Raw genomic sequence first — 12,694 nt, forward strand, 5'->3', positions numbered from 1 at the left:
TAAACATATCGGCTGGAATACGAACTTTATATCCATTCTTCTTTGAGTCCGCTCCATTTTAAGGACGCTCCTTCTCTTTGGAAAATGGCACTGGATCTCCTTTTGGTAGTAGCACCTGCATGCTCCTGTAACTCTTCATAGTATACCAGCGCATGACTGAAAGTAGTGTAGACTTTGATGTTGGAAGGTGTGGCTTTTATGCCTGGTTTTAGGCCTCGCACATCCTGTAGCCACTTGTTTAGTTGTTCAAAATTCATAGTGACACCCGAAGCACCCTGCATATTGAAATCAAGGCTGAAAAAAGCAGTCATGTCTTCGAGTGTTTCTTTTCCTATACCATTAAACCAATTTTCTATTGCCAGATGGAAATTAATCACCTGTTGTGTTGCTTGTTCTGAGAGATTCATATTGCTGTATTTTTAAAGTAATTACGTGCTATTAGCCAGGCTGTACATTGTATAAATGCCAGCACAGAGAAAGATGCTATCAGCGCTGCCTCAAAAGAGCATGTTCCTATCAATGAGAAGAATAAAGATCCAATCAATGCCGCACCAACAACACCGCCTACCTGCATGCCTGTGCTGACAATGCCAGCCGCCTGTCCCGCCAGTTCCACCTGTACCGATGACATTATCGTTCTTAGCATAGCCGGCATTACGGTACCGTGACCACAACCCGCAAAAAATAACCCCCCTCCCAATAATATACCCGGCTGAAAATGCCCATAAATTGCTATCGCCCCTATGATAAAACCAGTAGTTAACAGCAGCAAACCAGCTTTAACTAATATACCAGATCTTAGCCCTAACCTTGGACTTAGCAATGGGGCCAGAAAGAATCCTGCAGCATATGGTAATATAGACAGCCCTGCATCAAAGGCGCTCCAGCGTAAACTGTTCTGCAGATAATAGGGGAAAACCAAAAAGAAAGCTGCCGTGAAATTGTATAGAAAAATAATCGAGATCCCCTTTAGAAAAGACTTCTGTTTGAGAAAGGGAATATACAGTAACGCATCCCTTCCCTTCTCTAATAACCTGGTCTCAAAACGAAATAAAAATATACCAATGACAACTGACATTATTATCGATGCGAATACCCACCAGGGCCAATGTGCCTCGCGTCCCAATACTACGGGGAATATAAAAAGCACCAACGCCAGTGTTACCAACAATATTCCCCCAATATCCAATCTGCTACGCTGTATAGAACGGTTTTCTTCCATAAATAGCGTGGCCGCTATAATACATAGTATCCCTACAGGGATATTCACCATGAAAACGCTTTCCCAGGTCCATCCAAAGAGTTGTGCTTTTATCAGCACCCCTCCCAATAATTGACCTGCAATGGAGGCCAGCCCAAATGCGGCGCCGAAAATACCCATTGCCCTGGGCTGTTCTCCCGGAGGGAAGATTACCCTGATGGTGGCCATTACCTGGGGAGCCAGCATGGCAGCCCCGGCACCCTGCACTATCCTGGCGATAATCAACATCCTTGTATCCGGTGCTCCTCCGCAGAACGCTGACGCCAGTATAAAAATGACCATGCCCGTAATAAATACCCGTTTTCTACCATAAAGATCGCCAAGCTTACCGCCGGTTACAACCAATACGGCATAAGTAAGGCCATAGCCGGCTACCACCAGTTGCAGCGCGGTATCAGTGGCATGCAACGAAGATTTAATAGCAGATAATGCCACATTCACAATAAAAAAATCCAATGGAGAAAGAAAAGCCCCCAGCGACAGAATAGCCAGAATCAGCCATCTATGCGGGCTATATTCCAACGAGGTTGTTTTGATGTTATTCATGATGCAAAGGAAGAACGATCAGTACAAATAAATTAGCACTTTAAGGGGTTTGTTTGGTACTTTTGAATATGAGTCAAATCGCTATAAGAGAACAGGCAGAGATACAAATAAAGAAGGTGGTCAGTGGGGCTTTAAAATACCGCTCCCGGCATCTTTTCGAAATGGCGTGGATATTAGAAGGAAATGGTAAACACTCCGGTAATAGCTACCACTATAGCTATTCTTCCCGCAGGCTCTTCATGATGCAAAATGGCGAACATTATACCTTCACTGCTGAAAAGCCAACCACTATTGTATTCCTGAGATTTAGCCCTGGGTTTATTGAACAGGTGAGATTTGAGAACGAAAGAATAGAAACCTGTGACAACCTGAAAAAAATCAATTACATACTCAATCATTATCACGCGAAAGCCGGAAATATTTTCGTTGACAAAAATGATCACCAAATGGCGGGCGCCTTGCTGGATGCCATTATGCGGGAATATAACCAGAAAGGTTATGGTCATATGTTGATTATCCGGCAATCACTTTCCATACTCATCAATCTGATAGCCCGTAACCTCATCAGCAGTGAAGGGCCTGGTGTAAGGAAAAGCAGCACACAGCCCCTGATTATGCAAGTGGTAACGTATCTCCAGCAACATATTGGCGATCCTGGAGCCTTGAAAATTGAAGCCCTTGCAACGCAATTCAATATTTCACCTAATTATCTGGGAGAATATTTTAAAAAGCACACGGGAAATAGCCTGCAAGATTACTTGATTGAATATAGAATTAAACTGGTAGAAACCAGGTTAGCCTATAGTAATATGCGACTCAAGGAGATTGCACTGGAACTATCATTTACGGATGAAAGCTATCTATCCAGGGTGTTCCGAAAGCAGAGAGGCATGTCTCCAGGTACCTATAGAAAGCTGCACAAACAATAACCTGGCAATGGTTTACTGTCTTCGTTATAGGTGCACCAATCCAATTATTCAATGGTGGAAATTAAACTTTGATTAGTTATCAGCGTCTATTGCATCGACTGAAATAATCAATTAACTTTATTCGAGGTCTTCAATTTCATCCCTTTAATTAATAAACAATGAAATTCCCTATTGCCTTGATGGCACTTATACTTTGCAGTACTGCTGGTATCGCCCAAAAAGTTGAATTGAAAGTTAATGCCAGCGCTAACACCACCTTTGTTCCCAATTTTCAGAATCAGTTTGTTATTGCAGATGGGTTTACTATACCTAATGTGATCATTCCCGGTAATTCCAAAAATCCTCCCGGAAGTCTGGAAACGAACTCCACTACCAAATCGAAAGTAGGATTTGTTGTGGAGGCCGAAGCAGGGAGAAGGTTAAATAATCGGTGGAAGTTGTCGTTTTCATTAGGCTTGATGCAGATGAACTATAAGTATGATACTTATATCCCTCAATCATTTTATAAAAATGATTTTCATCTGGGAGATATTGCCAGTGATTATGGAAATACCAAACTGACTTATCTCACCTCTCGTCCTATTAATGTTGCAGTAACGTTCAACAAGTTTTCTGTTCAGGGAGGTGCTATCTTAAATTATCTTGTAGGTAAGAAATATACAAATACCGTTGTGGTATATGATAACAATGGACAAGCTGCTGGTGCTTTCTTTGAAGTAAAGGGGGAGCCAAAGCAGTTTCTTTTTGGTGCTCACCTCAATGCCCGGTATGAAATAGTGTCTAACCTGGAAGTAATGTTAGGTGGGCAATATTTCTTTAATTCCCTTTATAAGGAAAAGGGCCCCTATTTGCTGCCATATGATAAAGTTAAAGCCTTGCAGGTGCAGCTGGGGCTGAGTTATAACCTGGCGCCGTTGTTTAGGAAATAAGAAGGTGTTTTTCAGGGAACTACCTGAAATTCCTGGACTCTGCAAAAATATTACCCTGCGTTACCTCTTTTTTCTGTTCCTGCTGCTGTTCACCGGTTGTTTTATTCGCAACATTGGAGGGCAGCAGTTGTTGTAATAAGCGCGATATATTATAGCATCGTTGTACCACAATATGTACTACTTCGCCTTCGCGTTGTAGTTTCCCTTCCACCATGAGTAAGCGGGATTGCACAATTTCCTTTCTGAATTTGTCGAATGTTTTTTTGAAAACAACGAGATTGCTGCATCCGGTTTCATCTTCTATGGTAATAAAACAAACGCCGCTGGCGGTTCCTGGTCTTTGCCGTACCAGTACCAGTCCTGCTACTTTTACGGGTTGCCCATCCAGGATGTTGTCCAGGTCTTTATTGGCGGTGATATGCAACTGTTGCAGTTTTTCCCGTATAAAGCTTACGGGGTGCGCTTTTAAAGAAAGTGTAGTAGCATGATAATCGTGTACCACATGCTCTGAGTCGGTCATTTCAGGGAGCTGTATAGCTGCTTCTGATGCACTGTCAGATTGTTGTCCGGTAAACATGCCGGTAGGACGGTCGTGGAGTGCAGATACTTCCCAGAGCGCTCTACGCCGGTCTAATCCCATAGATCTGAAAGCATCTGCATCTGCTAATTTTTCTAGTGTAGTTAATGAAAGACCGGCATCGCGTAGGGACGGAATATTGCTGTAGTGGTGTGTTTTTTCTGTTAAAAATGTTTGCAGGTCATCTTCACGAAGGCTTTTTACCTGGCGAAAACCTAGTCGTAGTGCATGTTTTTCATCGTTTATTTTTTCCAGTGTATTATCCCAGAAAGATAGGTTCACATCTACGGCCCTTACTTCCACGCCGTGATTACGGGCGTCAATAACGATTTGTGGAGGATGATAAAATCCCATGGGCATACTGTTGAGCAGTGCGCAGGCGAAAACATCCGGATGATAACATTTGATCCACGAAGAAACATATACTAATAAAGCAAAGCTGACGGCATGGCTTTCCGGGAACCCATAGCTACCAAAGCCTTCCAGTTGTTTGAAAATACGGTTGGCGAAATCTTCTTTGTATCCGTTTTTTACCATGCCGGCTACCAGTTTTTCACGGAGTTTATTAATAGTGCCAACTGATTTGAAGGTAGCCATGCTGCGCCGGAGTTCATCTGCTTCTGTAGGAGTAAAACTTGCTGCTTCGATGGCAATTTGCATGGCCTGTTCCTGGAATAATGGAACTCCCAAAGTTTTCTTTAAAATCTTTTCTAATGTACCTGGGTAAGTCACTTCTTCTTCCCCATTCCTCCGCCGCAGATAAGGATGCACCATATCGCCCTGGATAGGCCCTGGCCTCACAATAGCTACTTCTATTACCAGGTCATAAAAGCATTTAGGTCTTAGTCGCGGCAGCATTGACTGCTGTGCCCTGCTTTCAATTTGAAACACCCCGATAGTATCGGCATGGCTAACCATTTCATACACGGCTTTGTCATCCTGTGGAATGTTTGCCAACGTGTATTCCTTGTTATAATGCGCTTTAATAAGATCAAATGCTTTACGGATACAGGTGAGCATCCCGAGTGCCAGTACATCAATTTTGAGAAAGCCCAGCGCATCGATATCGTCTTTATTCCACTCAATATTGGTCCTGTCTTCCATGCGTGCATTCAGGATGGGGCATAAATCTGATAGCTTTCCCTGTGTGATCACAAACCCGCCGGTATGTTGACCGAGCTGCCTTGGGAAACCGAGCATTTGATCCGTGAGCTCCAGCACTTTGCTCAGATGTGGATCATTGGGGTTTAGTCCTTGTTCAGTAATACGTTCATCGCTGAATGAATCGCCGGTGTAGTGCTGAATAACACCGGAGAGGCGGTTAATCATATCCACAGAAAGTCCCATTGCTTTGCCTACATCGCGGATGGCGCCTTTTTGACGCTGTTGGGTGACGGTAGCCACAATAGCGGCTCTGTCGCGTCCATATTTATTGTAGATGTATTGCATTACTTCTTCCCTTCTTTCATGTTCAAAATCTACATCAATATCCGGGGGCTCATTACGTGCAGAAGAAATAAATCGTTCAAACAGCAAATCAAATTTTGTTGGATTAACGGAGGTAATACCCAGGCAGAAACAAATGGTAGAATTGGCGGCAGACCCACGTCCCTGGCAAAGGATACGTTGTTCTCTGGCATATCTTACAATGTCATACACCGTTAGAAAATATGGTGCATAATTCATCTCCTCAATAAATTTCAATTCATAATTAATGTTATAAATTATTTTTTCCGGAACAGGCTCGCCAAAAATTTCTTTGGCACCTTTCCAGGCGAGCATTGTTAGCTCCTCTTGTGGGGTACGTCCTTCGGTGGTTAATTCTTCCGGGTAAATATATTTCAGTTCATCCAGTGAAAACTGGCAGGCAGCAGTAATTTCCTGTGTACGCCTGATGGCATCGGGGTACTGGCGAAACAGGCGTTGCATTTCGGCCTGCGACTTCAGGTATCTTTCTGCGTTTTCGTGCAGGCGGTATCCGGCAGTATAGATGGTACATTTCTCCCGGATGCAGGTTAATACATCTTGTAGCTGGCGGCGTTCCGGCTGATGGAAATGTACGTCGTTGGTAGCTACCAGGGGAATGTGCAGGGTTTCAGATAACTGTGCCAAACGATATAGTTTTTTAGCGTCATCGCCCTGGTAGGAACGGGTGGCGGCGAGGTATAGGTGGTGCTTTAAGGCATCGCGGTATTCCGCCAATGTTTGTTTGAAGTCGTCATTATAATCGAATTGTGTGTTTAAGGCAGGGGGAGGCAGCACAATGAATTTAATATCCTGTGCATGTTCATATACATCTGCTTTATACAGGTGGCATTGGCCTTTTTCCGCGCGTAAGTTGCCAATGGTTAATAAGCCAGATAGGCGACTGTAAGCAGCCTTGTTAGTAGGATACGCCAGCAAACTGGGACCATCCAACAGGTTCAGGCAGCAGGCGGGAATCATGCGGATATTTACCTTTTTTGCGGCTACGTGTGCCCTGACAATACCAGCCAGGGTATTATGATCCGTTATAGCAATGGCAGTATGCCCCAGGCTGGCGGCATGTTCTACCAGTTCTTCCGGGTGGGAGGCGCCACGCAGGAAGCTAAAGTTGGTGGTGATTTGTAATTCTGTGTAATGCATACTCCTTCTTTTTCATTCATCACGCAAAAAAGCCATGGATAAACCATCGATGAGGTTTATCCACATCATAATGTCCTAATCTGAAAATCCAGTAACGCCTTCCTTCTTCGTCTTCCACGGTGTAATAGTCGCGATGCTCGCCTGTTTCCAGCCACCATTCGCGTTCAATTCTTTCCGGGCCATCTGCTTTTTTTATCCGGTGTACTTCTCCCCTGTAGCGAAATAACATCGGTGGATAATCGGGTATGGGGGCAGATACTTCCACTATTTCTGGGGTAGGTAAAAGCCGGACTGGCCGGGGGCGGTCTGTTCTCCAGTGAATAGTGGGCTTTTCTTCCAGGCTGGCAGCGGGTTTGATAGAACGTTCCGGCCAGTGATGCTGATCGGGTAAATAACGTTGTATAATACCCGGACCTATTTTGCCGGTAAGTCTGTCCAGCAGTTCTGCTATTATCACATTTTCGAGGCCAGTGTGGCTGATCCATAATGCTTCCTGGGAGGGGGTGACGTCTTCTGTTTTGGTAGCTTCCAGCACAAATAGTTCTATCCCCAATGCCGGTTCAATAGTGGCAATTTTGTGATCAAATAGTTTGAGAAGATGTGCCGGGTTATGTGAGGCCCGGTTGGTTCCTATTGTTATTTGCTGGAGATTGCCATCTATGCGGTAGCATTTCAACACACAGGTACGTAATCCTTTCCCTTCCTGTATCAGTCGCTGGCAAAGCGTTGCGAGCAACTGATGTAAAGCTATTTCGATGCCGGTAGCCGTAAGAATGGGCTCCATGCAGGGGAGTCTTTCCTGGTAAGGTTCGGGCGGTTGTAAGGGTATAATGGCTTCGTCTTCATGGCCCAGGGCCTGGTCCAGCCGATACAACATTTGTTGGCCGAATCGCCTGCGCAGGGCGGATCGGGGCATGGCAATGAAGTTGTTTACCTGGTATAGTCCGAGTTTCAGCAACCGGTCTACCACAGCGGGTTCCAGGCGTAATGCGGCAGGTGGCAGTGGTAGCAGGCAGGCGGTTTGTTCGCCGGGGGGGATCATGGGAGATGTGGTGCCATATCGTGCGATGGCCCATGCGGCGCCAATGGTATCAGCCATGCCGGCGCGTACCTGGTAGCCGAAGTTAGTCAGACGGGAAAGGATATCCTGCAGGTAGGGTGCTTCTCCACCCCATAGATGTGGGCAACCACTGATATCGAGGATCAGGCCATCTGGCGGGTCTATGGCAGTTACCGGGGTAAAGCGGATGCACCAATGCCCCAGTGCAGTCAGTAATTTCACCGGTAATTCCGGTTCATCGTCCAATACCAATAGGGAGGGAAAGAGTGCCCTGGCATCCGCAACAGACATCTCTGCATGGATGCCACGGGCCTGCGCGGCTGCATTGGCAGCCGTTACTTTTATGCGCCCATGATCCGGTGCTGCTAATACAAAGGGCGTATTACGCAGGTGTGGTTGCCGGCGGGTAAACCAATCCGTCAGCAAATGACGAAACCATATGGTGACAAAGCGCCGCGGCATATCAACCAATTTTTCGGATGGGTTGCTGTGGCAATGCTGGTATCGCCTTGCGTACTGGTTGGAATCTGCCTGCTGACCATTCTACCTGCCATCTGCCTGGCTGACCATTACGGATTTTCTGTAATTCAACATTCCAGCGGGGAAAGCCCACACCCGGCATATGGTCTATTGCTTCGCTCTGGAGGGGGGTAATTTTCCATCGGGATATGCAGGTGGTAGTACCAACGCTGCGGGGTTGATGCCGGTGAATAAAGCCTGTTACCCTGCTTTGTTCTACTGCTAACTGCAACCTCCTGGAATTGGTGAAACTGAGTTCCCTGATTTCACCGATAACAGCGGCTAATCCTTCACATTTCAAGGCTTCCTCTATAGCCCAGAGGGCGTCCTTATCGCGCTGCAGGTCTACAAAGACGACCTGGTCAGGCGCAATGCCAAAACTCATTAAAGCGGGTGGGAAAATGGTCCGGGAAGTACTGATCCATAAACAAATACCACCTCCCGCCATCAAACAGCCGGTTAACCCACTAATGAAACCAGTAGTGGCCGCTGCATCTTCAGCTGCGGAACTCAGAAATTCGTGCACAGCGCCTGTAGGAAAAGAATGATTGGGAAATGCATTCTTTATAGGCCCAAGCCCCACATCTACGGCAGCACTGTTTAATGTTGGTTTGAGCCCTTGTAAAAGAAGGATATCTTTCTGCAGTTGCGCAATGATATCTGCTTTTTTTTCGGGCATCGGTATAAAGTTTAAAGCTAATTTATTTAGCAATTATACTAATTAAATTAGTATTTTTCGAATATCATTTTTCCTTTTTTACTAATGATTCACATACAAAACGTTAGCAGGGCATAATCATCTTCCAAACAATCTTCTTCTCCCATTGTTATATAAGCCGGCATCTCATTATACCATTAAAGTAACTATCCATGCAACACCGCATCTCTATGTGTACGGTATGTATGAACCGGACCATACACCTGAAACAAACCTTGAAACGTAACATTTCCGATAATGACGGATACCCCGATATCGAGTTCGTGATCCTCGACTATGGCTCCAAAGACGATTTGCACGATTGGATACATACCGAGTTCCAATCCGAAATAGAGACCGGTCGGGTGGTGTATTTTGCCACCAAAGACCCGCAGTTTTTCCATATGAGTCATTCCAAGAATATGGCTTTCAGATTGGCTACCGGCGATATTCTATGTGGCATAGATGCCGATAATTACACTGGTCCCGGGTTTGCGGCATACGTAAATGATCGGTTCAACCAGGATCCGGATATCTATTTGTTACCACCCCGTATAGGTACCAACAAAAAATGGTGGGATGTACAGGGAAGGATATGTGTAAAACGAGCCGATTTCTATGCTTTACGTGGATATGATGAAAGAGTAAAAGATTACGGTTATGAAGATAAAGACTTCAAATGCAGACTGGAAGCCTACGGCCGAAAAGGCATGACTATCAAGGATCCCGCTTTTTTAGAAGCCATCACGCATACTGATACGCTTAGGATGGCAGATGGATTTTCAACAAAGAAAACAAAGGATGTACTTGTTTCAGCTGCGCCAGGAGACTTAACCGCCATCATTTACCTGGAAGATAACAATGCCTTTGAAATTTTTCACGTACCCAGTGAATCGCTGGTAAGTGGTAAGCTAACAGATTGTGTACTTCATCCCAAAAAAAGATATGAAGGCTCTTATAAACAGGATGGGCGCGAACTTCGACTGTATAAGGAAAATGGCAGCCTTTTCCTGACGTTGATCTATCAAAGCAGTATCCACTTGTTGGGGGATGATGGGGAGGCATTTAATCGTATCAGCTCTGACTTACTACGGGAAAACTTCCTGCTAAAAAGAGCTATTTATGTAGGAAGGAAAATCTTCTATAATAATAAAGTCAAAGGAGGCGTGGTAAATGAAAATGGCTTCGGACAAGGAACCGTGTATAGGAATTACTCCGATATCGCTATTCACCTGGGGGCAGGCGTTACCGCCGACCGGATTTGATTTTAGTAAAACTTTATTACCTTCGTGCCCGAAAGTCCGCAGTAACGCGGACTTTTCGCATTTAACAGGACATGCATATTTAAAAGCACAGGAGATTTTTGTTAATTTCCCGTTTTAACAGCCACATTACAATGATAGCAAGCAACAAATTTATAGCGGTAGAAGGTTTGGATGGTGCAGGAAAATCTACACAGATTGAATTGTTGACCCAATACCTGGCGTCTAAAAATGAGAAAACTAAATTCGTGCATTTTCCTCGTAGCAATGAAGGCGTTTTTGGTGAATTGATTGCTAAATTTCTCCGGGGTGAATTTGGGGATGTGAAGAACGTACACCCCCAACTGGTGGCCCTGTTATTTGCAGAAGATCGCAAAGCTTTTGCAGCTACTATCAATGAATGGCTGCGTGATGGCTATTTTGTACTGGTAGACCGCTATGTGCTTTCCAACATCGCTTTCCAATGCGCCAAGTTAAACACAGATGCAGAAAAAAACTACCTGCGTAACTGGATCAACGAGTTTGAATATAACTACAACCAGATCCCCAAACCACAATTTTCCATCTACCTGGATGTGCCGTTTTCCTTTGTGTCTGCCGCCCTTGAAAAAAGACGAGCCAATGAAAACCGGGAATACCTCCAGGGGAAAGATGATATCCACGAAAAAGATACTTCTCTCCAGCAAGCCGTAAAGAAAGAGTACGAAGCCATGCTGCTGGCCGATGACAGCATTAACCGGATTGTTTGTGCAGATGCCGCCCAGGGAATGAGGTCTATTGCAGACATTCATGCAGAAATAGTACAGTTGGTGAATAGCCGCATTCAATTGTAATTAAGCACTACTCTCCCCAAAAATATTTTTTGTGTTTGTAGGGAATTCTGTTTTGTATACCTGTCCTCCAGGTATAGGATATCCGTGTAAACCCGGTTCCACTGTTATACGCCCGCATGGCTTGCACAACCAACATGCCATTGCGGCCATTATCCAATAAGTATGGCTTTTCCTGAAGACCGGCACTGATCAGCCGAATGGCACTGATGTTATTCCACGAAACAGTATTCTTTATTCCACAAAATTGAAAACATGAAAACTCCTTTGGGCGCCAAAGCGCTTCTCTCCATCAACCTGGTGGCTGTTACCCTGTTACTGGTACTGATCTTTTCAGGATGCCGGAAAAAAGAAATGTTAGCCGGCAAGTATGCGGACCTTCCCGGAACAAAGGCGAACCTGGTTACTATCAATGCTGTACAGCCAGTGAAGTCGGAAGCATTGCTGGCCATGCAATGCTACAACAATGCGTTCTATCATCAGTATGGTACCTATGGTCCTTCTTTTAAAGCGTACTATTATTCCGATGTGACCCAATCAGGCCGGATGGATTTCTGGCGCCAGGCAGAAGCTATTGAAACATTGATTGATGCGTATAACATCAACAATGATGCAGACCTGAAAAATAAGATGGTATACCTGTACAATGGTATGAGAGATGCCTACGGGCTACTATGGTCATCCAATATTTATAATGACGACGTAATATGGGGAGCATTAATGTGTATCCGTGCTTTCCAGATTACCAACGATGGCGGCATGAAGGACATGGCTAAAAACAATTTTGATATGGTATGGGCCCGCGCCTGGGACACTAACCTTGGCGGAGGGCTGTGGTGGACCACCGCCAACAATACCAAAAATGCCTGTGTAAACGCGCCTGCCGCCATTTGTGCCATGTACCTTTACCAGGCTACCGGCGATGTCAGTTATCAAACTAAAGCGAAGCAAATCATTGATTGGATGGTGACTAAGCTATATGTATCCGGTACCGGCGAAGTAAAAGGTGCCATGAACTCCGCCGGCGTTATTACAGAAGGAGCCCGCACTTACACACAAGGCACGTTTATTGGCGCCTGCAGCATGTTGCACAACGTCTATCCTTCCGGTGGCTACAAAGCAATGGGGGCTAAAGCCATGGACTATACGAAAAATAACATGTGCAATGCACAAGGGTTGTTACCCGACGAGTATGATAACGACGATTGCCAGGGATTTAAAGCCATATTTGCCCGCTGGGCCTGTAAGTTTGTACATGATCAGAACTACCAGAGCACCTATGCTGCATGGCTCAATTATAATGCTGCACAAGCCTGGAGCTACAGAAATTCCAATGGGCTGATGTGGGGACAATGGTGGCACAGAACACCAGATAATTACGTTAATTCATTTGAAACTACCTGCGGAGTAGCCATGATGAATGGAGTGTGGCTCTTCTAAAGGTTAGCCATTATCAGCT

General features: G+C 45.1%; 10 protein-coding genes. 5 read left to right on the forward strand and 5 right to left on the reverse strand.

The genetic code is table 11. The features are described 5' to 3' along the window. Positions 1 to 26: 26 nt before the first annotated feature. Both AC5ZC7_RS30365 and AC5ZC7_RS30370 read right to left on the reverse strand, forming a co-directional pair. Positions 27 to 407, reverse strand: a complete 381-nt coding sequence (locus AC5ZC7_RS30365; protein WP_496161156.1) for a hypothetical protein — start codon at positions 405 to 407, stop codon at positions 27 to 29. After that, entirely contained in the window at positions 404 to 1,807 is a 1,404-nt protein-coding gene (locus AC5ZC7_RS30370; protein ID WP_496161157.1) for an MFS transporter, read from the reverse strand. Before AC5ZC7_RS30370 ends, AC5ZC7_RS30365 begins: the two co-directional genes overlap by 4 nt. A 68-nt stretch (positions 1,808 to 1,875) precedes the next feature. Between AC5ZC7_RS30370 and AC5ZC7_RS30375 the strand changes: the two genes are divergently transcribed. Together AC5ZC7_RS30375 and AC5ZC7_RS30380 are read left to right on the forward strand one after the other, a co-directional pair. Continuing rightward, complete coding sequence (locus AC5ZC7_RS30375; protein ID WP_496161158.1) at positions 1,876 to 2,736, forward strand: helix-turn-helix domain-containing protein; 861 nt, start codon at positions 1,876 to 1,878, stop codon at positions 2,734 to 2,736. A 158-nt stretch (positions 2,737 to 2,894) separates the two neighbouring features. Next, entirely contained in the window at positions 2,895 to 3,665 is a 771-nt protein-coding gene (locus AC5ZC7_RS30380; protein WP_496161159.1) for a hypothetical protein, read from the forward strand. Between the two features lie 19 nt (positions 3,666 to 3,684). On the opposite strand, the gene AC5ZC7_RS30385 is transcribed toward AC5ZC7_RS30380, so the two are convergent. The 3 genes from AC5ZC7_RS30385 to AC5ZC7_RS30395 are packed head-to-tail and all read right to left on the reverse strand — an operon-like array spanning position 3,685 to position 9,125. Continuing rightward, complete coding sequence (locus tag AC5ZC7_RS30385; protein ID WP_496161160.1) at positions 3,685 to 6,867, reverse strand: error-prone DNA polymerase; 3,183 nt, start codon at positions 6,865 to 6,867, stop codon at positions 3,685 to 3,687. Positions 6,868 to 6,886: 19 nt separating this feature from the next. Then, positions 6,887 to 8,389, reverse strand: a complete 1,503-nt coding sequence (locus tag AC5ZC7_RS30390) for a Y-family DNA polymerase (protein ID WP_496161161.1) — start codon at positions 8,387 to 8,389, stop codon at positions 6,887 to 6,889. A gap of 1 nt (position 8,390) precedes the next feature. After that, positions 8,391 to 9,125, reverse strand: coding sequence for an ImuA family protein (locus AC5ZC7_RS30395; protein ID WP_496161162.1), 735 nt, complete (start codon positions 9,123 to 9,125; stop codon positions 8,391 to 8,393). A gap of 191 nt (positions 9,126 to 9,316) precedes the next feature. Between AC5ZC7_RS30395 and AC5ZC7_RS30400 the strand changes: the two genes are divergently transcribed. The 3 genes from AC5ZC7_RS30400 (at position 9,317) to AC5ZC7_RS30410 (ending at position 12,675) form a co-directional block, all read left to right on the forward strand. Continuing rightward, positions 9,317 to 10,408 (forward strand): glycosyltransferase, encoded by a 1,092-nt coding sequence (locus AC5ZC7_RS30400; RefSeq protein WP_496161163.1) that lies wholly within the window; start codon positions 9,317 to 9,319, stop codon positions 10,406 to 10,408. Between the two features lie 131 nt (positions 10,409 to 10,539). Continuing rightward, positions 10,540 to 11,238 (forward strand): dTMP kinase, encoded by a 699-nt coding sequence (gene tmk, locus AC5ZC7_RS30405; RefSeq protein WP_496161164.1) that lies wholly within the window; start codon positions 10,540 to 10,542, stop codon positions 11,236 to 11,238. Positions 11,239 to 11,490: 252 nt separating this feature from the next. After that, positions 11,491 to 12,675 (forward strand): glycoside hydrolase family 76 protein, encoded by a 1,185-nt coding sequence (locus tag AC5ZC7_RS30410; protein WP_496161165.1) that lies wholly within the window; start codon positions 11,491 to 11,493, stop codon positions 12,673 to 12,675. The last annotated feature ends 19 nt before the right edge of the window (positions 12,676 to 12,694 follow it).

The sequence above is a fragment of the Chitinophaga sp. 9-1-y genome (genome assembly GCF_059511905.2).

Bases quoted from the DNA above. Each gene is read 5' to 3' on its own strand.
- AC5ZC7_RS30365 (WP_496161156.1), bottom strand. From the start codon at position 407: ATGAATCTCTCAGAACAAGCAACACAACAGGTGATTAATTTCCATCTG.
- AC5ZC7_RS30370 (WP_496161157.1), bottom strand. From the start codon at position 1,807: ATGAATAACATCAAAACAACCTCGTTGGAATATAGCCCGCATAGATGG.
- AC5ZC7_RS30375 (WP_496161158.1), top strand. From the start codon at position 1,876: ATGAGTCAAATCGCTATAAGAGAACAGGCAGAGATACAAATAAAGAAG.
- AC5ZC7_RS30380 (WP_496161159.1), top strand. From the start codon at position 2,895: ATGAAATTCCCTATTGCCTTGATGGCACTTATACTTTGCAGTACTGCT.
- AC5ZC7_RS30385 (WP_496161160.1), bottom strand. From the start codon at position 6,867: ATGCATTACACAGAATTACAAATCACCACCAACTTTAGCTTCCTGCGT.
- AC5ZC7_RS30390 (WP_496161161.1), bottom strand. From the start codon at position 8,389: ATGCCGCGGCGCTTTGTCACCATATGGTTTCGTCATTTGCTGACGGAT.
- AC5ZC7_RS30395 (WP_496161162.1), bottom strand. From the start codon at position 9,125: ATGCCCGAAAAAAAAGCAGATATCATTGCGCAACTGCAGAAAGATATC.
- AC5ZC7_RS30400 (WP_496161163.1), top strand. From the start codon at position 9,317: ATGCAACACCGCATCTCTATGTGTACGGTATGTATGAACCGGACCATA.
- tmk (WP_496161164.1), top strand. From the start codon at position 10,540: ATGATAGCAAGCAACAAATTTATAGCGGTAGAAGGTTTGGATGGTGCA.
- AC5ZC7_RS30410 (WP_496161165.1), top strand. From the start codon at position 11,491: ATGAAAACTCCTTTGGGCGCCAAAGCGCTTCTCTCCATCAACCTGGTG.